We start from the raw sequence: 23,664 nt of genomic DNA on the forward strand, positions 1-23,664 counted from the left end.
CAATACGAGATAATACTATGCCTATCTTGAACCGGACAGCCGTGGGCTCGTCCCGGCCATCCACGCCGCAACGCCGATGTTTCTCGCAAATTCGTGCGCGGCGTCGACGCCGCGGCGATGGCGCTTTCCAAAAATATCTCAGTGGCTTGGCGTGGATGGCCGGGACAAGCCCGGCCATGCTGTGCATTCCAAGATGTGTGCATGCGGTAGCTCTCCGCTCCGGCGTCACAGCTCGCAGCGCATGGTGAGGGCCGCCTGCCGCTCGCCGGAGGGGCGCTTGTAATAATTCTCGCGCCGGCCGATCGTCTTGAAGCCCAGGCGTTCGTAGACTTTCAGCGCCGCCGCATTGTCCTCGCCGACCTCGAGGAAGATCAGCCGCGCCCCGCCGCGCTCGAGATTGGTGAGATGCGCGGCCAGCAGCGCGCGCCCGAGGCCGGCGCCGCGCCGTTTCGGATCGACGGCGAAGGTCAATATCTCGGCGTCCGGCGGCAGCAGCCGGGAGAGCGCCATGCCGCCGACCTCGTCCTTCAGCAGCTTCTCGTTGAAGGCGCCGTCGGCGAGGACATGCGGATCGGTCAGCATGCTCTCGAAATCGATCTTCGACCAGGGAAAGGCGAAGGAGGCCGCATGGAGACGCGCGCAATCATCGGCGTGCTCCGCGCCGAGCGGGCGGATGACGAATCGCGGCTGCGGAAAGAGCGTCGAGATCAAGCTCATCGCCGGCGGGCTCACGCTCCGGCGGGGGCTTCGGCCGCCGCGCGGCCCTGGGGCTTGGCGTCCGGAGCTTTCAGATAGAGCGGGCGCGCCGGGGCCGTGTCGGGGTTGGCGGCGAGGCCGAGCCGCGCCACCAGCGCGATATCCGGAGCCGCCCGCGCATCGGCGATCTCGGCGGCGACGCCGGAGGCGCGCGCCTCGGCGGCGAGCAGCGGCGCGCCCGAGCCGACCAGCTTCAGCGGCCCGTCGCCGAGAGCGCGCAGCGCCTCATGCGCGCCGACGCGGCGCGGCGTCAGCAGCGTCCGTCCGTCCGGGCCATAGGCGGTCACATAGACCTGGCCGTGGCGCGCATCGATCGCCGCGGCGACGACGCCGTCGAAGGGCTCGAGAATATGCGGCGCCGCCAGCGCCGCCAGCGTCGAGACGCCGACGATGGGCGCGCGCAGCGCCAGCGCGATCGCCTGGCCGGCGGCGAGGCCGATGCGAATGCCGGTGAAGGAGCCGGGCCCGACGGTGACGGCGACGCGCTCGATCGAGGCGAAGCCGCCGCCCGCCGCGACGACGCGCTCGAGCAGCGGCAGCAGCGCTTCCGCATGGCCCCGCTCCATCGGCGCCGACTCGCAGGAGAGCGGCGCGGCGATGTCCGAATCGATCACGCAGGCGGAGACGGCGGGCAGCGCCGTGTCGATGGCGAGGAGTTTCATCGGCTGCCGATTATGACGCTTTTCGCGCGCCGATCAACGCGGGTCTCACACCTGCTCCACGCTTCGCACCTGCGGAACGTAATGACGCAGCAGATTTTCGACGCCGTTCTTCAGCGTGGCGGAGGAGGAGGGGCAGCCGGAGCAGGAGCCCTTCATGGCGAGATAGACGATCCCGTCGCGAAAGCCGCGGAAGGCGATGTCGCCGCCGTCCCTGGCCACGGCCGGGCGCACGCGGGTGACGAGCATCTCCTTGATGGTCGCGACGGTTTCGGCGTCGGCCGCGTCGAAGAATTCGGCGGGGGCGGCCTCGGCGGCGTCCAGAACAATGGGCGCGCCGGAGGTGAAATGCTCCATGATGGCGCCGAGCACGGCCGGCTTCAGATGCGCCCATTCGGCGTCCGCTTTGGTGACGGAGACGAAATCCGGGCCGAACATGACGGTCTCGACGCCGTTGATGGCGAGCAGCGCGCCGGCCAGCGGCGAGGCGGCGGCGGCCTCCGCGTCGCGGAACTCGCGCGCGCCCTCGGCGAGCACGGGGCGGCCGGGCAGGAATTTCAGCGTGGAAGGGTTGGGGGTGGTTTCGGTCAGGATGAACATGGGTCGTCTCCGCAGCGTCCGGTTCAAGGCCGGCGTGGCGATAAGGCGTTCTGTCTAACATGAAATAGGGAGCGTCGCAGCAAGACCGCGCAGGCGGCGGAGCGGCGGACCGCATATCCGCCGCGCGCCGGGAGTTCCGCCGGCGCGGGCGTCGAATTGCCCCGGGCGCGATAAAATTTACGCTCTCGCAGGCATTTGGCGCCGATGCTGTCGCAAGCATTCGCTGGCAAGCATTCGCTGAGAGGTGCAAAGGTGAGGGCAAAGCTCATTTCCGCCGCAGCCGGTTGCGCGGCCGCCGCCATGGCATGTCTTTCGTTCGGATTTTCGGCGGAGGCGTGCAGCCTGATCCTGTGGAACACGAACGACCAGGCCATCGTCGCCGCACGGACATGGGACCTGTACATCGACGAGAAGCCGCGCCTCGCCTATCTGCCGCGAGGCGTTGCGCACCTTGGAGTCGCCGAGGGCAATGCGGCGCGGTGGACCTCGAAATTTGCGAGCGCGGTGCTGACCGCCTTCGATTCTGGCTCGGGCGACGGCATGAACGAGGCCGGGCTCAGCGCGCATCTCCTCTATCTGCATGGCGCCGAATACGAGCCTGCCGACGATCGTCCCGGCGTTGCAAACCTCCTGTGGGCGCAGTACGTCCTGGACAACTACGCCACGGTGACCGAGGCCCTGGCCGGCCTCGAGACGGTCCGGGTCGTCTCGACCAAGGCTCTCGGGCGCGAATGGCCAGTGCATCTCGCCATCGAGGACGCCTCCGGCGACAGCGCCGTGCTGGAGTTCGTAAAGGGTAGGCTGGTCGTGCATCACGGCAAGGACGTCACCGTGATGACCAACGAGCCGCCGTTGGACGAGCAGCTGGCCAATCTGAAGCGCTACATTCCGTTCGGCGGCAAGCTGACGATGCCGGGCGACATCGACCCCATGAGCCGTTTCGTCCGCGCCTCCTCCTACCTGAAGACTCTGCCGAAGCCGGCGGACCGCTATGAGGCGGTGAGCCATCTCGCCGGGGTCGCCCGCAATGTCGCCGTGCCATTCGGGGCGCTCGACACGTCCGGCGGCGAATCAACGGACACTTGGCCGACCCGATGGAGCACGGTCGTGGACCTCACCCACAAGGTCTATTATGTCATGCCCGTCAACAGTCCGGCCGTGTTCTGGGTGGACTTCGCACAGCTCGACGCTCGATCCTCGAAGATTCTCGCCGTCGATCCATACGACATCGGGCTCAGCGGCGATGTTTCCGCGCGGCTGAACAGCTCTTCACCCATGCAGAGGCCGTTTCCGCTCGCGCCCTGACGCGCGCGACCCGAACCATTATCGGGATCGCGCGCCTATCCTCGGGGACCCGTCGGGAAAGCGTCCGCTACCTCACGATCCGCGCCGGCGTCCAGCCGAGCCGGCGGCGCGCCTCGCGCTCGGCGCGCGTCTCCGAGTCGAAATCCGTGAGGACGGGCGCAGCGGAAAAGGCGTCGCGCGCGTCGAGCGCGTTGACGTTGACGACGCCGAAGAGGGCGCCGCCATCGGCCCAGCTCGCCGCGACATAGCATCCGCAGCGGGGGCAGACATGGAAATCGGTGATCCCCATCGCGAAACGATAGGGCGTCGCCTCGCGCGGGGCGACGATCTCCAACAGTCCGCTCGGATCGGACACGACGCGGGCGGCGTGGCGCAGGCAGAAGCCGCAGGAGTCACGGCGGGGAATGAGCTCGCTCGGCGCGAGCGTCGTGCGCAAGCGCACGCCGAGCCAGCCGCAGTGACAGCCTCCGGAAAATAATCGGGTCACGAGCGGCGTCTCCGCTGATCGAGAGCGTGAAAATGATCGATATCACGGCTCTGGCGTCGCCGCGCCGCGGAAAGCGCCGATGTTTTCATGCTTTCCCGTTCCGGCGGATTCGGTTAGAATTTCAATATTGGCAGTGCGTTTTTCGGGTCGGACATATTTGGGCAGGAGCATAGGATGAGGGCCATTCAAGCCAGAAGAAAAACGGCTGTCGCTGCGTTCGACGTCGAAACTTTCATGGAAAATCTCGCGAGCAAGGGAGTGGTTCTCGGGGTCTATTGTGACGCCTTCGTCCGCGCCTCGCGCACCGCCGAGCTCTCCGACGAGGATCACGCGGCGCTGACCACGCATAAATCGGAAATCGTCAAATTTCTATTGTGCAATATGAAGCCGGTGTAGCGAGCCTGCCGCCTCGACCGATTCTCGAGGCGCCGTCGCGGCGGCGCGTTCCCCGCCGAGCGGCCGTTTCGGGGGCGTCTGTCGACGCCCCCTCAAGGATTCCGCCTACCTTGCCTTCGACCCCGTATGGACGATCGTGCCCACATGCTCGCCGCGCAGAGCGGCGGTGAGCCGTCCGGGCGCGAGGCCGTTCACCACCTGCACGCGCTCGATGTGGCGCGCGGTCGCCATCACCTCGAGCAGCGCGCGGTCGAACGGCAGGGAGGCGCTCTGCTCGGCGAGCTCGGCGGCGCTCGTCTCGGCGAGGAGCTTCGCGTCTTTGCCCTCCGGCCCTTTGGGGTCGGTCGTGTAGACGCCGTCGACGTCCTCCACGATCGTCAGCCCCGCCGCGCCGAAGGCGTCGGCGAGCAGGAAGGCGCCCGTGTCGGCCCGATGCGGCGGAATGCGCGAGGTCGGAAACTCATGATGGTGATAGGGCGGAAACGCGCTGCCCACCACCGCCCGCGCCGCGGACAGATGGATGGCCAGCTGTTTCGCGATCGTCGGATGCTCGACATAGGAGACGCCCTCCGGCGCGAGCAGAGAGGCGAGGATATGGCCGTTCTGGCCGGCCTCGCTGGCGGCGAGCGGGGCGAGCGAGCCGACCGGCAGGCCGAGGTCGAGCCCCACGCCATAGAGATGGCGCGCGCGAATGCCCGCGCCGGTCAGGATGAGCAGCCGGTGCTCCGGCAGGAGCTTGCGGATCTCGTCGACGATCGGAAGGATCGCCTCGGCGCCGCGATCCATGATGGAGCGTCCGCCGATCTTCACCACCTGCAGCCAGGGCAGGAGGCGGATCGGGCGCCGCCCGGCGACGGGGCGGGTCAGATCGCCGTCGAGCAGGGTCTGGCGCGCGAGCGGCGAGGCGACGTGCTTGATGGTGTCGGCAGTATCGGTCATGGTGTTCAGCTCGCGGTGATGATGGTCCCGACATGCTCGCCGGCGAGCGCGCGGGTGAGATTGCCGGGGACGAGGCCGTTCACGACCTGCGCCTCGCGCACATGGCGCGCCGACTTCAGGAGATCGAGCAGCGGGAACTCGAGAATGGAGTCGTGCAGGCCCTTCGCCTTCATCTCGTCGACCGAAATCTTCGGGATGAATTTCGCGTCCTTCGCCGTCTTCGGATTGGCGGTGAAGAGGCCCTGCTCGTCCTTCACGAAGATCATCGCCTTGCAGCCGAATTGCTCGGCGAGCAGGAAGCAGCCGGCGTCGGTGCGATAGGGCGGGATGACGCCTTCGGCCGCGGGGCGCATCCAAAGGGTGTAGGGCGGCATGCCGCTGAAGACGACGGCGTTGACCTCGGCGAGATAGAGCGGAACGGCCGACAACCCGGCGCCGTCCACCGCGGAGATTCCATGCTTGGCGAGGAGCTGGCCGAGCATGGCGGCGTTCTGATCGGCGACCGAGGCGCCGAGCTGCGAGAGCACGCCGGCCGGCAGGCCGAGCCCGGCGGCGATCGAATAGAGGTGCCGCGCCCGCGTGCCGGCGCCGGTGCCGATCAGCATCTTATGCGTCTTGCGGGCGGCGACGATCTCGTCGACCAGCGGATAGACCGCGGCGCGGCCGCGGTCGATGACGCTCTGTCCGCCGATCTTGATTACCGTGGCGTCCGGCAGGATGCGGAAATCGGCCGCCGCCTCGGCCGCCGCGAGAAGTCCCGCGTCGGTCAGCGACCGCTGCATGAGGAGCGCTTCGAGCTCCGCCGTCGAATTGGTCATACTTCGCCTTTCATCGCTTCGATTCGGCAATATTCTCAGAGGCCTGTCGATACTCCTCCGGGCGGCGGGCCCGCAACATGCGAAATTCCTGCGAGATCATCGCGCAATTGGAGAAAACGACGATGGTTTTACTTTGCAGAAAAAAACCACACGAAAAGCAAATCACCCGTTTTGGGCGCCCGAAGCTTCGCGCCCTCCGCCCGCAGATCGCGGCCCTGTGGCGAATCTGCGTATTTACACCCGGTCATGCTCCTGTAGCGTTCGAGCGGCGACATCGCGCGCGAGCGCGAAGGCGCGGCGAGTCTCCAGCCGAGGGATTTTCACATGGTCGTCGTCACTTTCGCCGGTCGAGCCGGCCGCCGCGAGGAAAAGCCCCCGATCGCGCAGGCTCCGCCCTCCGCTCCGGCCGCGCCCGTCGAGGAGCCGCCGCGCCGAACCTCCTACGTGGTGGGCGACGTCCCCTCCTTCGACACGCTCGACCGCGCCGCCCGCGCCATTGCGGCGCGCTTCACTCAAGGCGTTTCGCCGCTCGCGCAAATGTCGGCCTGGCTGGACTGGGCGACTCACCTCTCTCTCGCGCCGGGGCGGCAGATCGAATTGGGGCTGGCCGCCGCGCAGAGCGCCGCCGCGCTCGCGCATTTTTCGGCGCATGCGCTCGCGGGCGAGACCGCGGCGGGGCCCTTCGCGCCCGAGCCGCATGATCGGCGCTTTTCCGATCCGGGCTGGGAGGCGCCGCCCTTCTCGCTATGGAAACAGAGCTTCCTCGCGGCCGAGAGCTGGTGGCGCCGCGCGACGCGCGAGACGCGCGGCATGACGCCGAGGGACGCCGCCCGCGTCGGCTTCATGGCCGAGCAATGGCTCGGCGCGTTCTCGCCCTCTAATATCGCCTGGCTCAATCCGACCGTGATCGAGCGCACGCAGGAGCAGGGCGGCGCCAATCTCATCCGCGGCGCCGAAAATTTCTTCGAGGATGCGATGCGCGCGCTCGCGCACGCGCCGAACGGCCATGGCGGTTTCGAGACCGGCGTCGACGTGGCGTCGACGCCGGGCGAGGTGATCTTCCGCAATGAGCTGATCGAGCTCATCCAATATGGGCCGTCGACGGAAACCGTCCACGCCGAGCCGATCCTGATCGTCCCGGCCTGGATCATGAAATATTACGTGCTGGACCTGCGGCCGCAGAACTCGCTCGCGCGCTATCTCGTCGCGCAGGGCTTCACCGTCTTCATGATCTCCTGGCGCAATCCCGGTCCCGAGGACCGCGACGTCGCCTTCGACGATTATCGCGTCGCCGGCGTGCTGGCGGCGCTCTCGGCCATCGGCGCCGTGCTGCCCGGGCGTAAGCTCCACGCCTGCGGCTATTGCCTCGGCGGCACGCTGCTCGCCATCGCCGCCGCCGCCATGGCGCGCGACGGCGACGGGCGCTTGGCCTCGATCACCCTGCTTGCGGCGCAGACGGATTTCAGCGAGCCGGGCGAGCTGATGCTGTTCGTCGACGCGGCGCAGGTCGCCTTTCTCGAGGATATGATGTGGGACCAGGGCGTGCTCGACACGCGCCAGATGGCGGGCGCCTTCGCGGCTCTGCGCTCGAACGAGCTCGTCTGGGGCAAGGCGGTGCAGGACTATCTGCTCGGCGAGCGCCGGACGCCCAACGACCTCATGGCCTGGAGCGCCGATCAGACCCGCATGCCCTATGCGATGCATGCGCAATATCTGCGCGGGCTGTTCCTCGAGAACCGGCTGACGGCGGGACGCTATGCGGTGGAGGGGGAGGTCGTCGCGCTGAAGGATATTTCCGCGCCCATGTTCGTCGTCGGAACCGAGAGCGATCATATCGCGCCCTGGCGCTCGGTCTATAAGGCGAGCCTGTTCACAGATTGCGAGCTGACCTTCGTGCTGACCATTGGCGGCCACAACGCCGGCGTCGTCTCGGAGCCCGGCCATCGTGGCCGCTATTATCATATCGGCCTGCGCCGGGCCGGGGACCTCTATGTCGGACCGGAAAAATGGCTCGCCCGCGCGCATCGCGTCGAGGGCTCCTGGTGGCCGGAATGGGCCGCCTGGCTCGCCGCCCGCAGCAGCGCGCAGCGCGTCGCGCCGCCGCCGATGGGGGCGCACGGCTATCCGCCGCTCTATCCGGCGCCGGGCCGTTACGTCCATCAGCCGTGACGCGCTCGACGTGACGGAAAATCCTTGCCAATATCGCCCGGGGCAAGGACATGATGGGGGATGTCTCGCCTCTCTGGCGGAGAGAGGCGCGATCCTTCTTTGCCCATTCGACGGCAGGAAGGGGCGAACCGCCTTGAGCTCATTGCAGCGTATCCCGTTTTTTGAAGGACTCGACGCCGAGGAGGCCGAGCGCGTCGCGCGCCGATGCGTGTTTCGGCGCTATGACGAGCGCGAGCTCGTCGTCGACTATGACGATCCTTCCAACGACGTCTATTTCATCGTCTCGGGCGAGCTGCGCGTGCTGATCCGCACCCCGGCGGGCAAGGAGGTCATTTTGACCGACCTGCGGGCGGGCCAGTTCTTCGGCGAGATGGCGGCGGTCGACGGCGCCGTGCGCTCGGCCAATGTGTCGGCGCTGACGCGCGCGGAACTCTGCATCATGTCGGCGTCCGTGTTCAAGACCGTCGTCTTCTCGCAGCCGGCGGTGTGCGAGCGGCTGCTGCGCCTCCTCACCAAGCGCGTGCGCGATCTCAATGCGCGCATCTTCGAGCGCTCGGTGCTCGATCTGAAGCACCGGCTCTATGCGGAGCTGCTGCGCCTCGCCGCGCCGCGCAAGGGCTTCGACGGCCAGTCGATCATTTCGCCGCCGCCGCTGCAGCACGATCTCGCCGCCCGCATCGGCTGCCGCCGCGAGCAGGTCAATCGCGAGGTGCAGGCGATGGTGCAGGAGGGCCTCGCCGAGAAGGTCAGGGGCGGGCTGGTGCTGCTGCGTCCGGCCTTGCTCGAGCAGCGCGTGTCGGAGAGCCTCGAGCAGGCGGGCTGACGAGGGAGGCGATCAAAGAGCGAGCCTCTCAGGCTCGCGGTCCAACCCCGGCCTCTGGACCGCGAGCCTGAGAGGCTCGCTCTTCGCGCCCCGGCCGGCGTGCGAGCGCCAATTGCCGTCGAGCGGGGCTCGCTTCGTCGAACAATGCCCCAAAAGAAGAACGGCGCCCGTGGGCGCCGTTCGCGGTCTTGCGCGGGTGGGCGGCTTTGGATCAGTAGTTGTAGGCGCGCTCGCCGTGTTCGGCGATGTCGAGCCCTTCGCGCTCCTGATCCGGGGCGACGCGCAGACCGATGATCACGTCGACGAGCTTGAAGAGGATCGCCGAGCCGACGCCCGAGTAGAGGATCGTCGCGCCGACGGCGGTCGCCTGCGAGATCATCTGCTGGGCCATGTCGTATTTGCCGGCGAAATTCTCGCCGATGTTGGTGTAGTCGACGACGCCTGTGCCGCCGAGGTCGGGGCTCACCAGAATGCCGGTGGCCAGAGCGCCGGTGATGCCGCCGATGGCGTGCACGCCGAACACGTCGAGCGAGTCGTCATAGCCGAAGAAGTTCTTCACCTTGGAGACGAAGAACAGGCTGATCGGCGAGACGATCAGGCCGAGCACGATCGAGCCGATCGGGCCGGCGAAGCCGGAGGCCGGCGTCACCGCGACGAGACCGGCGACCGCGCCCGAGATGAGGCCGAGCAGCGAGGGCTTGCCCTTGAGCGCCCATTCGGTCAGCAGCCAGGAGAGGCCCGCCGCGGCGGTCGCCACCATGGTGTTGACGAAGGCGAGCGCCGTCGTGCCATTGGCCTCGAGGTTGGAGCCGGCGTTGAAGCCGAACCAGCCGACCCACAGCAGCGAGGCGCCGACCATGGACAGCGTCAGCGAGTGGGGCGGCAGGGCCTCCTTGCCATAGCCGATGCGCTTGCCGATGATCAACGCGCCGACGAAGCCGGCGATGCCGGCGTTGATGTGGACGACGGTGCCGCCGGCGAAGTCCAGCGCGCCCGTGCCGTGCATCCAGGGCGCGAGGCCGCCGGCGATCCAGCCGACCGAAGCCATGATGGCGTCGATATCGCCCTGCGCGGCCGCCTTCGCCTCTTCCGTTCCGGCGCCGGCGAGCTTGGTGGCCGCGTCGACCAGCGCGTTCGGATCGGCGACGCCCCACACCCAATGCGCGATCGGGAAGTAGATGATGGTCACCCAGAGGAGGACGAAGACGAAGGCCGCCGAGAATTTGATGCGCTCGGCGAAGGCGCCGATGATCAGCGCCGGCGTGATCATGGCGAAGGTCATCTGGAACACGAAATAGGCGTATTCCGGAATCACGACGCCGGGCGTGAAGGTCGGCACGTTGGACGAGGCGTCGACGCCCTTGAGGAACAGCTTGTTGATTCCGCCGATGTAGTTATTCAGCGAGCCGCCGTCGCCGAAGGCCAGCGAATAGCCGTAGAACGTCCACAGCACGCCGACGAGCGAGACGATGGCGAAGGTCTGCGTCAGCACCGACAGCGCGTTCTTCGAGCGCACGAGGCCGCCATAGAACAGCGCGAGGCCGGGAATCGACATCATCAGCACGAGCAGGGAAGAGACCAGCATCCAAGCGGTGTCGCCGGGCTTGGGAGTGGGAGCGTCGCCTGCGAAGGCGGGCTCGGCGGCGACGATCGCGAGGCCGATGAGTGTCGAAGCCGCGGACAGGCTTCGAGGCAGACGAAGTCTCATTGGGAACTCCTGGTGATTTTTCGTGAGAATGTCAGAGCGCGTCGGCGTCGCGCTCGCCGGTGCGGATGCGGATCGTCTGCTCGAGCGGAAGGACGAAAATCTTGCCGTCGCCGATCTGTCCGGTGTGAGCCGCCGTCGTGATCGCCTCGATCGCCTTGGCGACGAGCTCCGAGGTCACCGCCACCTCGATTTTCAGCTTCGGCAGAAAGCTCACGGCGTATTCGGCGCCGCGGTAGATCTCGGTGTGTCCCTTTTGCCGTCCATATCCCTTGACTTCCGTCACGGTGAGGCCGTGCACGCCGATATTCGTCAACGCGTCGCGGACCTCATCGAGCTTGAAGGGCTTGATGATCGCTGTCACGATTTTCATCTGCCTATCCTATGTTTTTTGACCTTCATGGCGAGTGACGGAGCGTCGAGGACGACGGCGTCTACGCGGGCGATGGCCTGAACGAGCACCGTCGTGCTCACGGCCCCGGCCTTCAAATGGCGTGCCAGAGAGGAGAAGCTGCGCCCGTGGCGGCGCGTCGCAGGGCTATGGCGGCGAAACTGCGCGGGGTCGCGCGCTCGGTTCCGTCTCCACGCAATGGCGTGGCCTCGATGTCGGCGGCAAATGATGCGACGACGCCGGATGGGCGCCCGGAATCGTGCAGCCGGCGCCCAGCCGATAAGCACATCGGGGCTCAGCTCCGCGCCGGACGCTCTCGAATAAGCCCTTCCTGCGCGACCGACGCGACGAGTCGGCCATCCTGCGCGTAGACGAGGCCGCGCGTCAGCGCGCGCGCGCCGGCCGAGGTCGGACTGTCCTGCGCATAGAGCAGCCATTCGTCGGCGCGGAACGGGCGATGGAACCAGACGGCGTGATCGAGGCTCGCCACCTGCAGATCGCGCTCGAAGATCGAGCGGCCGTGAACGACCAGCGCCGCATTGAGCAGCGTCATGTCCGACAGATAGGCGAGCACGCTGCGATGCGTGGCGTCGTCGTCCGGCAGCGCGCCCACCACGCGGAACCAGATGAATTGTTGTGCAGGCGCTTGCGGTGTGTTCGAAAAATAGGCGTTCGCATCGGCGAAACGAATGTCGACGGCCGCCGTCCGCGCGATGCACTCCGCGGCCATGGGCGGCAGGAAGGATGCGAAGCGCTCGGCCAGCGCGCTCGTCGTCGGCAGGCTCTCGGGCGGCGGCGCCGCCGGCGCCGGAAAGGCATGCTCGAGACCCGGCTCGACGATCTGGAACGACGCCTCCAGCGAGAAGATGGCGCGCTCCTTCTGGGTCGCGACGACGCGCCGCGTCGTGAAGCTCGCCCCGTCGCGCACGCGCTCGACCGTGTAGTCGATCGGCGCGGCGGCGTCGCCGGCGAGAATGAAATAGGCATGCAGCGAATGCGCGAGACGCTCGCGCGGGGTCGTGCGCTGCGCCGCGACGAGCGCCTGTCCCACCGCCTGACCGCCATAGACGCGCCCCGTCGCCCAAGGGCTGCGGCCGCGGAAACGATCCTCGCCGATCTCCTCGAGATCGAGGACCTGGAGCAGCGCGCTCGGCGCGCGCGGCTCATCGGGCGCGGCGGCGCTCAATCGATCCGCCGCGCTTCTTCCGGCAGCATGATGGGGATGCCGTCGCGGATCGGATAGGCGAGGCGCGCCGGGCGCGAGATCAGCTCCTGCCGCGCCGCGTCATATTCGAGCGTCGACTTGGTCAAGGGGCAGACGAGAATTTCGAGCAGGCGGGGATCGACCTTCGTCGCCTCCGGCGCGGGCGCCTCCTCGGCGGGCTCGCCTTGCTTGTCTGCGTCGTCGGTCATAGCGATTGCTCTCCTGCTGCGGCGAAGCGCTCTCGCGCGCGGCCCCTCAGTGGAAGTGGGGCGGCTCGTCGCTGTTCTGCGCGAGGTCGAGCTCGGCCAGAGCGACCAGCATCTCGGCGCGAGATTTGAGGTCGATCGCCTCGAGCAGCGCCTGCTTCTCATCGGCGCCGAACGGGCTCATCATCGCCAGCGCATTGACCAACGCCTCATTGGGCGCCGCGTCGATGCTCGTCCAGTCGACTTCGAGCTTGGACCCATCGGCGAATTCGCGCAACATGCGGATCATACCGGAGCGATCCACGTCGTTCTCGCCTGCGCCCGGCTCGAGATCGAGGAGAAAACGCTCGTAGCTGACGCGGCAATTGCGATAGGCGAGCGTCGCCGGCAGCTCCTCGACGATGTCGAATCGGGAGATCCCCGTGAGCGAGATCAAATAGCGGCCGTCGCCCGTCTCGAGGAAGCGCGTGATGCGTCCGGCGCAGCCGATCCGGTGCAGAGCGGGCGCGGCGTCATGCTCGTCGTGACCGGGCAGGGGCTGGATCATGCCGATGATGCGCTGCGAGGCGATGGCGTCGTCGACCATGGCGAGATAGCGCGGCTCGAAAATATTGAGCGGCAGCTCGCCGCGCGGCAGCAGCAGCGCGCGCGTCAGCGGAAACACCGGAAGGATGTCCGGCAATGCGCTCGCATCTCTATAGGGACGGTTGACGCTCATTTCGGCCGCGCAGCGTTCGACGCCACTCCTTCAGGTCGTCAGGAGAACAACAGCGACGACAGGCGTCGCCTGGCGCCGATGGTCGCCTTGTCGAGCGGACCCCAGGCGTCGAAAAATTGTATGAGCTGCTTGCGCGCCCCATCGTCGCTCCAACTACGGTCCTTGCGGATGATGTCAAGGAGCGCCGTCGCCGCTTCGTCGCGCTTGCCCTTGGCGTTGAGCGCCAGAGCGAGGTCGAAGCGCGCCTGCAGATCGTCCGGATCGAAGGCGATGCGCCGGCGCAATTCGTCGACCTCGTCGAGTTCGGAGGCGCGCAGCGCATTCTCGAGCGCCGCCGCCGCGGCCGCGACATTGGCGTCGGCGAGCAGATCCGCGGGAAGCCCTTCGAGCAGCGCCTGTGCCTCTGCGAGACGGTCCTGCTCGACGAGGAGCCGAGCGAGCTCCGCCGCGGCCTTGACGAGAGGCGGATCGCGCGAGACGAGCTCGGTCAGAATGGCCTCGGCTCCCGCGAAATCGCCCTCGCCGATCAGCGTTTCGGCGGCGAGAAAGGCGTCTTCGCCCTCGTCCTGAAGCGGCCCGACGAGCCGCTCGATGAAGCCGCGCAGCTGATTCTCGGGCAAGGCGCCGACAAATCCGTCGGCCGGCCGGCCGCGCACGAAGGCGACGACCGCCGGGATCGACTTGATTCCGAGCTGGCCGGCGATCTCCGGATGGTCGTCGATGTTCATTTTGACGAGTTTCACTCTGCCGCCGGCCGCCTTGACCACGCGTTCCAGCGTCGGCGCGAGCTGCTTGCAAGGGCCGCACCAGGGGGCCCAGAAGTCGACCAGCACCGGCTGGCGGAGCGAGGGCTCCATCACATCGGCGCGAAACCCTTCCGTGGTGGTCTCCTGCGCGCCGCCCGCTGCGAATGTTTCCGTCGCCATTTTAGCGCATCTCCCGCCAAGACCCGCGTCCTCAACATCTCGGGAACGTCAGATAGACCGGTTTGCGGCCGGCCGCCATCGCTTTCGCCTCGTATTTCGTCTGCGTCCAACCGTCCCAGGGCGCGAGCCAGTCCTGCGCCGTCGCGGCGCGCCATTCGAAATCGGGCGAGGCGCGAAGGCGCGCCAGCGTCCAGCCCGCATAATCGTCTATGTCGGTCGCAAAGCGCAATTGCGCGCCCGGCGTCATGACGCGGGCGAGCTTGGCGAGATTTTCCGGCGAGACCAGGCGACGCTTGCGGTGCCGTCGCTTCGGCCAAGGATCGGGGTAGAAGAGATAGACGCGCGCGAGGCAGGCGTCGGGCAGCCAGTCGACGACGTCGATCGCATCGCCCTGGTGGAGGCGAATATTGCCGAGCCCTTGCGCCGCGATGCGCGCCAGCAGCCGGGCCATGCCATTGACGAAAGGCTCGCAGCCGATGAAGCCGACGTCCCTGTTCCGCGCGGCCGTCGCGATCAGATGCTCGCCGCCGCCGAAGCCGATCTCGAGCCGCGTCTCGCGCACGGGAGCGGCGAACAGCACGCGCGCGTCCACCGGCGCTGCGAGATCGAGCAGCAGCTTCGGCAGGAGCTCGTCGAGAAGGCGGGCCTGGCCGGGCCGCAGCGACTTGCCTTTGCTGCGGCCGTAGAGCCGGCGCGGCCCGAACTCCTCGCCCGCCGCCGGCTCCTCGTTCTGTTGCGCCCTCGGCTCTCCGCTCAGGAGAAATGCGCCTTCAGCGCGTCGGCGAGGTCGGTCTTTTCCCATGAGAAGCCGCCGTCCGCATCCGGCGTGCGGCCGAAGTGGCCATAGGCGGAGGTGCGGGCGTAGATCGGCCGATTGAGCTGGAGATGCTCCCTGATGCCGCGCGGCGACAGGCGCATGATCTGCGGCAGCACCGCTTCGAGCTTGTCCTCCGGGACCTGTCCCGTGCCGTGCAGATCGACATAGATCGACAGCGGCTCGGCGACGCCGATCGCGTAGGACAGCTGCAGGGTCGCGCGGTCGGCGAGGCCGGCGGCGACGATGTTCTTGGCCAGATAGCGGGCCGCATAGGCCGCGGAACGGTCGACCTTGGTCGGATCCTTGCCCGAGAAGGCGCCGCCGCCATGCGGCGCCGCCCCGCCGTAGGTGTCGACGATGATCTTGCGGCCGGTGAGGCCGGCGTCGCCGTCCGGACCGCCGATATGGAACTTGCCGGTCGGGTTGACGTGCCAGACCGTCTCCCGCGTCACCCAGCCCGAAGGCAGCGCCTCGAGGATATAGGGCTCGGCGATTCGGCGGATGTCCTGGGGCGTCAGGCTCTCGTCGACATGCTGATGCGACAGCACGATCTGCGTCGCCTCGACCGGCTTGCCGTTCTCGTAACGCAGCGTCACCTGGCTCTTGGCGTCCGGGCCGAGGCCCTTCTCCTTGCCGGAATGGCGCGCATGGGCCAGCTTCTCGAGGATCTTATGGGCGTAATAGAGCGGCGCCGGCATGAGGTCCGGCGTCTCGCGCACGGCGTAGCCGAACATGATGCCCTGGTCGCCCGCGCCCTCGTCCTTATTGCCGGCGGCGTCGACGCCCTGGGCGATGTCGGCCGATTGGGCGTGCAGCAGCACCTCGACGTCGGCGCGCTGCCAGTGGAAGCCGTCCTGCTCATAGCCGATCGCGTGAATGGCCTTGCGGGCCGCGTCGACGATCTGCTCCTTGGGGATGGCCGGGCCGCGCACCTCGCCCGCGATCACGACGCGGTTGGTGGTGGAGAGCGTCTCGGCCGCGACGCGGATCAGGTAAGGATCGACGCCGAATTTCGCGCCCTCGCGAAAGAACAGATCGACGATCTCGTCGGAAATGCGGTCGCAAACCTTATCGGGATGACCCTCTGAAACCGACTCGCTCGTGAAAAGGTAGTTTTGTCGCGTCACGTTCATCTCCGTCTGCGCGTGGCGCCATCCTCGGACATCGCGCCTCGGGCCATCGCGGTCTGGTAGATCAGTACAGGCGGCGGCGCGCTCGTCAAGGCGCCCATTTGGCGGATGGGAGCGCCGCTTACACCCGGATGGGCTATTTCGGGGAGTCTTCGCCCCGCGCGGGAGCGCCGTCGTCGGTCTGGTCGGCGAGAGTGGTGATGAGGTCGATCACCCGCTTGCGGACCTTGGGGTCCTTGATGCGGGCGAAGGCGCGGTTGAGATGGAGTCCCTCGGCCGTGGAGAGGAACTCGACGACATATTGCGACGAGGATTCCTCGGCGAAGCCGTCGCCTGTGGCGTCGACCGTCGGGGCGCCTTCGAAGAAAAACGAGGGCGGGACGTTCAGCGTCTTCGAAATCTGCTGCAGCCGGCTGGCGCCGATGCGATTGGTGCCCTTTTCGTATTTCTGCACCTGTTGAAACGTCAATCCGAGCGCTTCGCCGAGCTTCTCCTGACTCATTTTCATCAAGACGCGCTGCATGCGCACGCGGCTTCCGACATGCCGGTCTATCGGATCGGGCGCCTTCTTCACTGCGTTTGATCTCCTCATGCCCAATGCCGTCGAGCCGGGGCCGGACGGAATCGAATTGCCATACGACAGCCGGTCACGCCCGCGCGCCACAGCCGCAGGACCGCATTAAGCACCCGCTCCAGCTGTCAAGTCAAACCCGCAAAGCCGCGAAACCGCCCGAGAGCTGCAAAAATTATTGTGAAGAACCAAAGTGTTGAAGTCCAGAGAAAAGGATGGAGGGCAAAGGGCGGGGGGGTCGCCGGCTTCGGCAGCCGGCCGTCGACGACGGCTTCGACTCCGAGTGGCAGACGCTCGAGAATTCGCCCATAGGGGTCGACGATGGCGGAGATCCCGGTGTTGGCCACGCGCGCCAGCGGCAGGCCCTCCTCGATCGCGCGCAGGCGCGCCTGGGCGAAATGCTGATAGGGCCCGCTGGTGGCGCCGAACCAGCCGTCATTGGTGAGGTTGAGCAGCCATTGCGGCCGCTCCGGCCCGTCGGGCTCGACCGTCTCGCCGGGGAAGATCGCCTCATAGCAGACGAGCGGCGCGGCGAGCGGCAGGCCGGGCGCGCGCAGGCGCCGCGGGCCCGCGCCGGCGTCCCATATTCCCGGCACGAGATGGGTGGCGCCGAGCGGGCCGAGGAGGCCGACGAGCGGCAGATATTCGCCGAAGGGCACGAGATGAATTTTGTCATAGGCGGCGACGATGCGGCCGCGCTGCAGGGCGAGGATGGCGTTGTAGATCTTGGTCCGGCGCTTCCCGCCCGGCGCGTCCTCGACCCGCGCGTCCTCGACCCGCGCGGCGCCGGTCAGCAGCGTCGCCTCGCCCATGGTCGCGGCGATGCGCGCCATCGCCTGCGGCTCGCGCGAGAGGATGAAGGGAAAGGCCGATTCCGGCCAGATCACATGCGTCACGTCGGCGACGCCGGAATGGCCCGGGGCGATGGCCCTGTCGGTAAGCTCGAGATAGCGGCGCAGGATCTCCGCGCCGTTCTCCGGCTTGAATTTGGCGTCCTGCGGCAGCGCCGGCTGCATCAGCCGCAGGCGCACGCCCTCGACGAAGCCGCCCTCGCTCCGCGCGAGGCGCAGCGCCCCATAGGCGCCCATGGCGGCGAGCAGGATCAGCGCCGCGACGATTGCCGGCGTCAGGCGTCTGCGTCCGCCATCGGCGAGGGTGGCGGGCGCGGCGAACACGATCATGGCGAGGATGTCGAGTCCATGCAGGCCGACGAGCGAGGCGGTCTGGTCGAGCGCGGGGACGCCCGCCAGCGCCATGCCGAAATCATTCCAGGGAAAGCCGGTCATCATGTGGCCGCGCAGCCATTCGGAGGCGGAAAGCCCCGCCGCCAGCGCGAAGACGCGCAGCGAGCCCGGCGACCACAGCAGCCGGGCGAGGGCGAAGCCGAGCGCCGTGAAACAGGCGAGGCCGGCCGGCACGCCGACGACGGCGAGCGGCAGCGCCCAGGCGAATTGATCGGCCTGCACCAGCAGGGCCGAGCCGAGCCACCAGAGGCCGGCGAGGAAATAGCCGAAGCCGAGCCACCAGCCCGCTCCCGCCGCCGACGCCATCGAGCCGCGGGCAAAGGACAAGGCGCCCGCGCCGCTCGTCGCCGCCCCGTCCAGCAGCCAGACGGCGACGCACATCGGGACGACCATCGCCGGCGCGAAATCGATCGGCGCGAGGGCGAGCGCTCCACAGGCGCCGGCGAGACAGGCGATCGCCCTCCGCGTCCAGCCTTCCGCGAGAATGATCCGCTGGGGAATAGTGAGGGCGGGCTCGGCGCCCGCGCCCTTGGTGATCGAAGCTTGCGCCATGGAGTCCTGCTCGATTCGAAGCCGCGCGATCCTAGCCGCTCCGACAGCCGAGCCCTAGTGGTCTGCGTCATCGATGTCGATGGGCTTCGAGAGCGAGCCCGAAGGCTCGCGGTCCAGGGGCCGCGCTTGGTCCGTGAGCCTTCGGGCTCGCCCTTTCACCCCTGTCAAATCGGCTGAATCACGCCACTAGAGCGCTTTCCGATCGAAAGGAATCGTTCGATCGATCAGAATTTGCTCAAAAGAAAGAAGGCCAGAGCGTCATCTGATCGCTCAGTCGACCGCGGCTTCCAGACGCCGGGCCGGGACCCGGCTCGCCTCCTCCGGCGCAGGGGCCGGCTCGGCGGCGGGGACGGTCGCGGCGGCGCGCGCGGCGCGCCAGGCGGCGAGACGGCGCCACCAGGGCTCGCCGACATGCAGGTGGCGGCGCAGCGGCGTCTTCATGATCGCCAGCACGAGGCCGATGCTGAACAGGCACCACACCGCCGGCCATTCATTGATGTTGGAGGTGGTGAGGCTCGCGGCGAAGGGGCCCGCCACATAAGAAAACAGGGTGAAGCGCCAGCTGCCGATCAGCGCCGGCGTCAGGAAGGCGAGCAGCGGATAGGCGAGATAGCCGCGGCCGAGATAGGCGTTGTCGGCCATGCTGTTGCCGATGCCGTTGGTCGGCACCAGCCAGGCGAGATGCCATTCGCCGCGCACCGTGCACAGGAACTCGCCGCAGAGCGGGCGTCCCGGCTGGCAATGCCCGGCCCATTGGAACGGATAGAGCTGCACCAGCATGGAGACGGCGCCGACGAAGCAGGCGGCGAACACGATCGGCGCGACGCGCCTGGCCGCCTCCTTGGGCATGAAGTAGAGCGCCACGGCGTTGATGAAGAAGGGCTGGAATGTAATGTGCAGATAGCCGAACAAGGTCATCATTTGATTGAGCGGCGAATCGCACTGGTCGAGCACCGAATAGCTGACCGCCTGCAACGCCTCCATGCTGGAGAAATAGAGGAGGCAGCCCCAGAGCGCCAAAGGCTCTTTCTTGATCGCGCTATAGATCGCTCCGCCGACGCCCACCGTCGCCAGCACCGTCGACGCTTCCCCACTCCAGCACATGGAATGTACCCTATCTTTCTTCTAGTTGTGGCTCAGATAGACAATTTCCGCGCGTCTGTCGAGCGCCGTCGCGCTCAGGCCCCCCGCGGAGCTTCGTCGCAGGCGGACCCTGAAAGCGGCGAAGCTTTCGGCTTAACGGGCCATTAACCACAGCGGGCGGAGAGTGGCGCGACATCGACAGCTCGTCGCGTCGCCGCAGAGGCGCCCATGCCGATCTTCGCCGCAAAGCCGTTCGGGGTTTTCTCGCCGCAAGGCCTGAGGCGGGCGGGCTTCGTCCTCGCGTCGATCGCTGTCGGCGCCGCGGCGGGCTTCGTGCTCGGCTCGCACACGGGAGTCAAGGATGGGCTGGAGGCGGGTCAGAGCATAGACGCGGAAACTCTGTCCAAGGCGCTCGCCTGGAAGCCGGAAGTCGCGTCGGTCGATCTGCGCCGGCGGCGCGAGATCGCGCAATTGCTGGATGACGTCCGTTCGGTCCGCGCTCAGCTCGAATCGCTGCGCCACGAACGCGAGGCGATGCGTCCCGGCGAGCGGCTGCGCGCTCTCGAATCGGCGCGGGATGTCGGCGGGGCGCGTCTCGACCGGATGGAGGCGCGCCTCTCGCGGATCGAGCGCGCGCAGATCGATCCGACGCCGACCGGCTCCTTGCCAAAGGCGGCCGAGCGCAAGGAGCCCCGCCCGGCCGCGCCGGAGCGGCCCAAATCCTTCGGCCGCGCCGGCATTTGAGCCGGGCTGCCCGCTCGGCTCCGGAGGGTCCTTATCGCTCGGGCCCGCCGTTCGTCGCGTTCACCTCACCCGTGTCAATTGCCCACGCAGCGCGCCTTCGGGATGCTTGTCGGTGTGGACGTTGAAATACCACTTGCCGCTCTCGAGCTGCTTGACCTGCTGGGCGTCGAGCGTCGCCTGACCCTCGAACTTGCCGCCCGTGGCGTCGACTGGCAGCACGGGAGGCGCGTTCTGGCCGGGGCCTGCGGGCCCGTGGAAATGCGCCTGCGTCTCCTCGCTCCGCAGGCCTTTGTAATGGCCTTTCCAGGTGATCTTCTTCGAAGCCGGATCGAGCTTGACCTCGATCTCTCCCGTGGCCTTGCTGCCGCTCGGGGGAGTTTCGGCGCCGCCGGTGAGATCGCCCTTGAACATGATGACTTCGGCCATCGCCGGCGCGGCCGAGAGGACGAGCGCGAGGGCCGCCGCGAGCGGCAGCTTTCCCGATGCGCTCCTGTCGATAGCGTTCTTGTCGATAGCGTTCCTGGACATTCCGGACCTCCCGTGTCAAATGGCGGACGAACGCCCCCGAGGCGCCTCCACCTAACGCGCCTGCGGCCGGCTTCAAGCCTGAGCTCGTCCGGCGGCGGGGCGAGGGAGCGCCCGGTTCACCCTTCTCGACGCGAGCAATCCCAGCACGAGCCAACTCAGGACGCGCATCATGGCCGACCCGTTCAACGACATCAGCCTCGACGATTTGAAGAGCGGCATCGCCGACGGCTCGATCATTCTCATCGATGTGCGCGAGGCCGACGAATACGCCTCCGGCCATATCGACGGCGCCTTGTTCAATCCGCTCTCGCGGTTCGATCCGACGCAGATTCCGCGGCCGGCGGAGAACCAGAAGGTCGTGGTCTATTGCCGCTCCGGCAAGCGTTCGGTGAGCGCGATGGAGCAGGCGCGCCTCTTCGGCCGCCGCGATGTGAACACGCATTTCGGCGGCGGCATTCTCGGCTGGCAGAAGGCGGGCGAGCCGGTCGTTCCGGGCATGTGACAGGGGCGTTCGCCTCATGAAAGGCGCGGAGTTGCGGCCGCCCGCGGGCGCGCGCATGCTGTTTCGACGCGCGCTCGCCGCGCTCTTCTGCTTTGCCCTGTGGGGCGCGCTCGTCCATTGGCTCGCGGCGATCCTCGGCCATGACGGCTGGAGCCCGATCGGCCTGCTGATTCTCCTCTGCTTCGCCCTCGCCTCGCCGTGGACCGTGCTCGGCGCGGTCAATGCCGCTCTGGGCTTCTGGCTGCTGCATGTTCGCGGCGACGCGCTCGCCGCCGTCGCTCCTTTCGCAGAGGCCGGCCATTCGGGGCGGCCGCTGGCTTCGCGCACGGCGGTGCTGCTCACCATCCGCAACGAGGACGCCGAACGCGCCTTCGCGCGCGTCGAGGCGGTGAAGAGGAGCGTCGACGCGACGGGCGAGGGCGCCGCATTCGACTGGTTCGTCCTGAGCGACACCAGCGATCCCGACATCGCAGCGCGGGAAGACGCGCTGTTCGACGCCTGGCGGGAGACAGAAGGGACGCGGAGCGGCCGTCTCCATTATCGCCGCCGCGCCGCGAACCGCGGCTACAAGGCCGGCAATATCGCCGATTTCTGCCGGCGCTGGGGCGATGGCTACGAATTCATGATTCCGCTCGACGCCGACAGCCTCATGGACGGCGAGACGATCCTGAGCCTCGCGCGCATCGGCGAGGCCGATCCGAAGATCGGCGTCATTCAGAGCCTCGTCGTCGGCGCGCCGTCGCGCTCCGCCTTCGCCCGCATGTTCCAATTCGGCATGCGGGCCGGAATGCGCGCCTATTCCATGGGGGCGGCCTGGTGGGCGGGCGATTGCGGACCCTTCTGGGGCCATAATGCGCTGGTGCGCGTCGCGCCCTTCGAGCAGCATTGCCGGCTGCCGAAGCTGCGCGGCGGCGGGCATATTCTCTCGCATGATCAGATCGAGGCGGCGCTGATGCGCCGCGCCGGCTACGAGGTGCGGCTGCTGCCGGCGGAGACCGGCAGCTTCGAGGAGAATCCGCCGACCCTGCCGGAGTTCATGCGCCGCGAGCTGCGCTGGTGCCGCGGCAACATGCAATATGTCGAGCTGCTGACCCTCCCCGGGCTGCTGCCGATGAGCCGGTTTCATCTCGTGTGGGCCATCAGCATGTTCATCGGCGCGCCCGCCTGGACGGCGATCATCGCCCTTTCCGCGGTGCTGCCGCATGTCGAGGACATGGCGGATTTCCCCATCGACTCCGCCGGCGATTTCTATATGGCGTTTCTTCTCCTGCATCTTTCGCCCAAGCTCGCCGGCTATGCGGATGCGGCGCTGGCGCCGGGAGGGCTGCGGCGCTATGGCGGGCGCCTGCGGTTTTGCGTCGGCGCTTCGCTCGAGATTTGCGCGTCCTTCGTCATCGGCGCGGCCACCACATTGGCGGTCGCCGGCTGCCTGCTGAAGCTCGACGATCGCTCCGGCCGCGAATGGCGCGGGCAGAAGCGCGACGCCCATCGCCTGTCCTGGCGCGGCGCGGCGCGCGAGCTGTGGCCGCAGCTCCTGTTCGGCGTCCCGGTGCTCATGCTCGCGGCGGAGGCTTCGCCGGCGCTGCTCCTCGCATCGCTGCCGCTCACCATCGGCTATGTGGCCGCCATCCCTTTCGCTGTGGCGAGCGCGTCGCCCTGGCTCGGGCGCGCGTTCCAGACGGCGGGCCTCTGCGCGACGCCGGAGGAGCTCGACCCGCCGGCCCTGCTGCGGGACGCCGCGTCGGACCGCAGGGCGATGGGGTGAAGGATAAAATCCCCAGCCCTCGTCTTGAGGAGCCGCCGCAGGCGGCGTCTCGAAGGATGGCCGTGGAGCGCAATCAAAGATTTCTCCCCGTCGCCGTCCTTCGAGACGCCCGCTTCGCAGGCTCCTCGGGACGAGGGGTTAGGGATATCGTCCTTCACCCGGTTCCCCTGCGTCGGACGGCGCCGTCTATTGACGCGATATAGAGGCGGGAGGCGGCGCCTCGACCAGCTCCGTCAGCTGCGCCGACAATTCGGCGGCGAGGGCGAGGGGCAGAGCGAAGCTCGCGCGGTCGCCCTCGGGCGATGTCAGCGTGAGCAGCACATGGCCGCCCAGCATCTCGCGGGCGAGGGTCGCCTCGCGGACCGGGGAGGCCAGCACGGCCTCGACGTCGCCGCTCGCCGCCTGGCGCGCCGCGAGGCTCTGCTCGCGCAGCGCCAGCGCCGAGCGCGTGAGCGAGAGAATATCGGCGGCGGTGAGGGGAATCCTGGCCGTCACGCCGTCGTCGCCGGTGCGGCTGAGGACGAATCCCTCGCCATCGGGATCGAGGCTGAGGCCGAACGGCGCCTCGGACATGGATTCTTTGCTCCTCGCGGCTCCTCGGAGCGGCCCGCGTCAGGCGACACGCG

At 67.9% G+C, this 23,664-nt stretch carries 26 protein-coding genes; 6 read left to right on the forward strand and 20 right to left on the reverse strand.

Annotated elements, in window-relative coordinates:
* Positions 1 to 225 precede the first annotated feature (225 nt).
* The 3 genes from K3F48_RS13175 to K3F48_RS13185 are packed head-to-tail and all read right to left on the reverse strand — an operon-like array spanning position 226 to position 2,015.
* Positions 226 to 717 (reverse strand): GNAT family N-acetyltransferase, encoded by a 492-nt coding sequence (locus K3F48_RS13175; protein ID WP_222575897.1) that lies wholly within the window; start codon positions 715 to 717, stop codon positions 226 to 228.
* A gap of 11 nt (positions 718 to 728) precedes the next feature.
* Positions 729 to 1,418, reverse strand: coding sequence for a tRNA (adenosine(37)-N6)-threonylcarbamoyltransferase complex dimerization subunit type 1 TsaB (gene tsaB / locus K3F48_RS13180; RefSeq protein WP_222575898.1), 690 nt, complete (start codon positions 1,416 to 1,418; stop codon positions 729 to 731).
* 45 nt (positions 1,419 to 1,463) lie between these two features.
* Positions 1,464 to 2,015, reverse strand: coding sequence for a NifU family protein (locus tag K3F48_RS13185; protein WP_222575899.1), 552 nt, complete (start codon positions 2,013 to 2,015; stop codon positions 1,464 to 1,466).
* 300 nt (positions 2,016 to 2,315) lie between these two features.
* On the opposite strand from K3F48_RS13185, the gene K3F48_RS13190 reads away from it, so the two are divergent.
* Positions 2,316 to 3,320, forward strand: a complete 1,005-nt coding sequence (locus tag K3F48_RS13190) for a linear amide C-N hydrolase (RefSeq protein WP_222575900.1) — start codon at positions 2,316 to 2,318, stop codon at positions 3,318 to 3,320.
* 67 nt (positions 3,321 to 3,387) lie between these two features.
* Here the strand turns inward: K3F48_RS13190 and K3F48_RS13195 are convergent, their stop codons facing one another.
* From K3F48_RS13195 to K3F48_RS13210, 4 genes are all read right to left on the reverse strand, one after another.
* Positions 3,388 to 3,807 (reverse strand): hypothetical protein, encoded by a 420-nt coding sequence (locus K3F48_RS13195; protein ID WP_222575901.1) that lies wholly within the window; start codon positions 3,805 to 3,807, stop codon positions 3,388 to 3,390.
* 42 nt (positions 3,808 to 3,849) lie between these two features.
* A complete protein-coding gene (locus K3F48_RS13200) occupies positions 3,850 to 4,155 on the reverse strand; it encodes a hypothetical protein (protein WP_222575902.1) in 306 nt (101 codons plus the stop codon).
* A gap of 153 nt (positions 4,156 to 4,308) precedes the next feature.
* Positions 4,309 to 5,142, reverse strand: coding sequence for a molybdenum storage protein subunit alpha (locus tag K3F48_RS13205; protein WP_222575903.1), 834 nt, complete (start codon positions 5,140 to 5,142; stop codon positions 4,309 to 4,311).
* A gap of 5 nt (positions 5,143 to 5,147) precedes the next feature.
* Positions 5,148 to 5,960 (reverse strand): uridine kinase, encoded by an 813-nt coding sequence (locus K3F48_RS13210; RefSeq protein WP_222575904.1) that lies wholly within the window; start codon positions 5,958 to 5,960, stop codon positions 5,148 to 5,150.
* Between the two features lie 324 nt (positions 5,961 to 6,284).
* Between K3F48_RS13210 and K3F48_RS13215 the strand changes: the two genes are divergently transcribed.
* Together K3F48_RS13215 and K3F48_RS13220 are read left to right on the forward strand one after the other, a co-directional pair.
* A complete protein-coding gene (locus K3F48_RS13215; RefSeq protein ID WP_222575905.1) occupies positions 6,285 to 8,129 on the forward strand; it encodes an alpha/beta hydrolase in 1,845 nt (614 codons plus the stop codon).
* A 133-nt stretch (positions 8,130 to 8,262) separates the two neighbouring features.
* The gene (locus K3F48_RS13220) at positions 8,263 to 8,952 is read left to right on the forward strand and encodes a Crp/Fnr family transcriptional regulator (protein ID WP_222575906.1); all 690 of its coding nucleotides are present in this window, start codon (positions 8,263 to 8,265) and stop codon (positions 8,950 to 8,952) included.
* 211 nt (positions 8,953 to 9,163) lie between these two features.
* Here the strand turns inward: K3F48_RS13220 and K3F48_RS13225 are convergent, their stop codons facing one another.
* From K3F48_RS13225 to K3F48_RS13275, 11 genes are all read right to left on the reverse strand, one after another.
* The gene (locus K3F48_RS13225; RefSeq protein ID WP_222575907.1) at positions 9,164 to 10,660 is read right to left on the reverse strand and encodes an ammonium transporter; all 1,497 of its coding nucleotides are present in this window, start codon (positions 10,658 to 10,660) and stop codon (positions 9,164 to 9,166) included.
* Positions 10,661 to 10,691: 31 nt separating this feature from the next.
* A complete protein-coding gene (locus tag K3F48_RS13230) occupies positions 10,692 to 11,030 on the reverse strand; it encodes a P-II family nitrogen regulator (RefSeq protein WP_003610684.1) in 339 nt (112 codons plus the stop codon).
* A 313-nt stretch (positions 11,031 to 11,343) separates the two neighbouring features.
* Positions 11,344 to 12,234, reverse strand: a complete 891-nt coding sequence (locus tag K3F48_RS13235; protein WP_222575908.1) for an acyl-CoA thioesterase II — start codon at positions 12,232 to 12,234, stop codon at positions 11,344 to 11,346.
* On the reverse strand, positions 12,231 to 12,461 hold the full coding sequence (locus K3F48_RS13240) for a Trm112 family protein (RefSeq protein ID WP_222575909.1): 231 nt from the start codon (positions 12,459 to 12,461) through the stop codon (positions 12,231 to 12,233). Before K3F48_RS13240 ends, K3F48_RS13235 begins: the two co-directional genes overlap by 4 nt.
* A gap of 46 nt (positions 12,462 to 12,507) precedes the next feature.
* The gene (locus tag K3F48_RS13245) at positions 12,508 to 13,176 is read right to left on the reverse strand and encodes an LON peptidase substrate-binding domain-containing protein (RefSeq protein WP_222575910.1); all 669 of its coding nucleotides are present in this window, start codon (positions 13,174 to 13,176) and stop codon (positions 12,508 to 12,510) included.
* Positions 13,177 to 13,214: 38 nt separating this feature from the next.
* Complete coding sequence (locus tag K3F48_RS13250) at positions 13,215 to 14,102, reverse strand: co-chaperone YbbN (protein ID WP_222575911.1); 888 nt, start codon at positions 14,100 to 14,102, stop codon at positions 13,215 to 13,217.
* A 31-nt stretch (positions 14,103 to 14,133) separates the two neighbouring features.
* Complete coding sequence (locus K3F48_RS13255; protein ID WP_255608981.1) at positions 14,134 to 14,904, reverse strand: tRNA (guanosine(46)-N(7))-methyltransferase TrmB; 771 nt, start codon at positions 14,902 to 14,904, stop codon at positions 14,134 to 14,136.
* Complete coding sequence (metK, locus tag K3F48_RS13260) at positions 14,856 to 16,052, reverse strand: methionine adenosyltransferase (RefSeq protein WP_222575912.1); 1,197 nt, start codon at positions 16,050 to 16,052, stop codon at positions 14,856 to 14,858. Before metK ends, K3F48_RS13255 begins: the two co-directional genes overlap by 49 nt.
* Positions 16,053 to 16,185: 133 nt before the next feature.
* Entirely contained in the window at positions 16,186 to 16,623 is a 438-nt protein-coding gene (locus tag K3F48_RS13265) for a helix-turn-helix transcriptional regulator (RefSeq protein ID WP_222575913.1), read from the reverse strand.
* Positions 16,624 to 16,748: 125 nt separating this feature from the next.
* A complete protein-coding gene (gene lnt / locus K3F48_RS13270) occupies positions 16,749 to 18,416 on the reverse strand; it encodes an apolipoprotein N-acyltransferase (RefSeq protein WP_222575914.1) in 1,668 nt (555 codons plus the stop codon).
* Positions 18,417 to 18,686: 270 nt separating this feature from the next.
* A complete protein-coding gene (locus K3F48_RS13275) occupies positions 18,687 to 19,520 on the reverse strand; it encodes a DUF5765 domain-containing protein (protein WP_222575915.1) in 834 nt (277 codons plus the stop codon).
* A gap of 207 nt (positions 19,521 to 19,727) precedes the next feature.
* Between K3F48_RS13275 and K3F48_RS13280 the strand changes: the two genes are divergently transcribed.
* Positions 19,728 to 20,243 (forward strand): hypothetical protein, encoded by a 516-nt coding sequence (locus K3F48_RS13280; protein WP_222575916.1) that lies wholly within the window; start codon positions 19,728 to 19,730, stop codon positions 20,241 to 20,243.
* A 60-nt stretch (positions 20,244 to 20,303) separates the two neighbouring features.
* Here the strand turns inward: K3F48_RS13280 and K3F48_RS13285 are convergent, their stop codons facing one another.
* Positions 20,304 to 20,771, reverse strand: a complete 468-nt coding sequence (locus K3F48_RS13285; protein ID WP_222575917.1) for a CHRD domain-containing protein — start codon at positions 20,769 to 20,771, stop codon at positions 20,304 to 20,306.
* Positions 20,772 to 20,940: 169 nt separating this feature from the next.
* On the opposite strand from K3F48_RS13285, the gene K3F48_RS13290 reads away from it, so the two are divergent.
* Complete coding sequence (locus K3F48_RS13290; RefSeq protein ID WP_222575918.1) at positions 20,941 to 21,273, forward strand: rhodanese-like domain-containing protein; 333 nt, start codon at positions 20,941 to 20,943, stop codon at positions 21,271 to 21,273.
* Positions 21,274 to 21,289: 16 nt separating this feature from the next.
* Positions 21,290 to 23,038: a glucans biosynthesis glucosyltransferase MdoH gene (gene mdoH / locus K3F48_RS13295; protein ID WP_222575919.1), complete on the forward strand. Its 1,749-nt coding sequence runs from the start codon at positions 21,290 to 21,292 to the stop codon at positions 23,036 to 23,038.
* Positions 23,039 to 23,224: 186 nt separating this feature from the next.
* On the opposite strand, the gene K3F48_RS13300 is transcribed toward mdoH, so the two are convergent.
* Positions 23,225 to 23,611: a hypothetical protein gene (locus K3F48_RS13300; protein WP_222575920.1), complete on the reverse strand. Its 387-nt coding sequence runs from the start codon at positions 23,609 to 23,611 to the stop codon at positions 23,225 to 23,227.
* Positions 23,612 to 23,664 lie beyond the last annotated feature (53 nt).

This window comes from Methylosinus sp. Sm6 (assembly GCF_019802345.1).
In the GTDB taxonomy this organism is placed as follows: Bacteria; Pseudomonadota; Alphaproteobacteria; order Rhizobiales; family Beijerinckiaceae; genus Methylosinus.

Bases quoted from the DNA above. Each gene is read 5' to 3' on its own strand.
- K3F48_RS13175 (WP_222575897.1), bottom strand. From the start codon at position 717: ATGAGCTTGATCTCGACGCTCTTTCCGCAGCCGCGATTCGTCATCCGC.
- tsaB (WP_222575898.1), bottom strand. From the start codon at position 1,418: ATGAAACTCCTCGCCATCGACACGGCGCTGCCCGCCGTCTCCGCCTGC.
- K3F48_RS13185 (WP_222575899.1), bottom strand. From the start codon at position 2,015: ATGTTCATCCTGACCGAAACCACCCCCAACCCTTCCACGCTGAAATTC.
- K3F48_RS13190 (WP_222575900.1), top strand. From the start codon at position 2,316: ATGGCATGTCTTTCGTTCGGATTTTCGGCGGAGGCGTGCAGCCTGATC.
- K3F48_RS13200 (WP_222575902.1), bottom strand. From the start codon at position 4,155: ATGCGTGGTCAGCGCCGCGTGATCCTCGTCGGAGAGCTCGGCGGTGCG.
- K3F48_RS13205 (WP_222575903.1), bottom strand. From the start codon at position 5,142: ATGACCGATACTGCCGACACCATCAAGCACGTCGCCTCGCCGCTCGCG.
- K3F48_RS13210 (WP_222575904.1), bottom strand. From the start codon at position 5,960: ATGACCAATTCGACGGCGGAGCTCGAAGCGCTCCTCATGCAGCGGTCG.
- K3F48_RS13215 (WP_222575905.1), top strand. From the start codon at position 6,285: ATGGTCGTCGTCACTTTCGCCGGTCGAGCCGGCCGCCGCGAGGAAAAG.
- K3F48_RS13225 (WP_222575907.1), bottom strand. From the start codon at position 10,660: ATGAGACTTCGTCTGCCTCGAAGCCTGTCCGCGGCTTCGACACTCATC.
- K3F48_RS13230 (WP_003610684.1), bottom strand. From the start codon at position 11,030: ATGAAAATCGTGACAGCGATCATCAAGCCCTTCAAGCTCGATGAGGTC.
- K3F48_RS13240 (WP_222575909.1), bottom strand. From the start codon at position 12,461: ATGACCGACGACGCAGACAAGCAAGGCGAGCCCGCCGAGGAGGCGCCC.
- K3F48_RS13245 (WP_222575910.1), bottom strand. From the start codon at position 13,176: ATGAGCGTCAACCGTCCCTATAGAGATGCGAGCGCATTGCCGGACATC.
- K3F48_RS13250 (WP_222575911.1), bottom strand. From the start codon at position 14,102: ATGGCGACGGAAACATTCGCAGCGGGCGGCGCGCAGGAGACCACCACG.
- K3F48_RS13255 (WP_255608981.1), bottom strand. From the start codon at position 14,904: ATGGGAAAAGACCGACCTCGCCGACGCGCTGAAGGCGCATTTCTCCTG.
- metK (WP_222575912.1), bottom strand. From the start codon at position 16,052: ATGAACGTGACGCGACAAAACTACCTTTTCACGAGCGAGTCGGTTTCA.
- lnt (WP_222575914.1), bottom strand. From the start codon at position 18,416: ATGGCGCAAGCTTCGATCACCAAGGGCGCGGGCGCCGAGCCCGCCCTC.
- K3F48_RS13275 (WP_222575915.1), bottom strand. From the start codon at position 19,520: ATGTGCTGGAGTGGGGAAGCGTCGACGGTGCTGGCGACGGTGGGCGTC.
- K3F48_RS13280 (WP_222575916.1), top strand. From the start codon at position 19,728: ATGCCGATCTTCGCCGCAAAGCCGTTCGGGGTTTTCTCGCCGCAAGGC.
- K3F48_RS13285 (WP_222575917.1), bottom strand. From the start codon at position 20,771: ATGTCCAGGAACGCTATCGACAAGAACGCTATCGACAGGAGCGCATCG.
- K3F48_RS13290 (WP_222575918.1), top strand. From the start codon at position 20,941: ATGGCCGACCCGTTCAACGACATCAGCCTCGACGATTTGAAGAGCGGC.
- mdoH (WP_222575919.1), top strand. From the start codon at position 21,290: ATGAAAGGCGCGGAGTTGCGGCCGCCCGCGGGCGCGCGCATGCTGTTT.
- K3F48_RS13300 (WP_222575920.1), bottom strand. From the start codon at position 23,611: ATGTCCGAGGCGCCGTTCGGCCTCAGCCTCGATCCCGATGGCGAGGGA.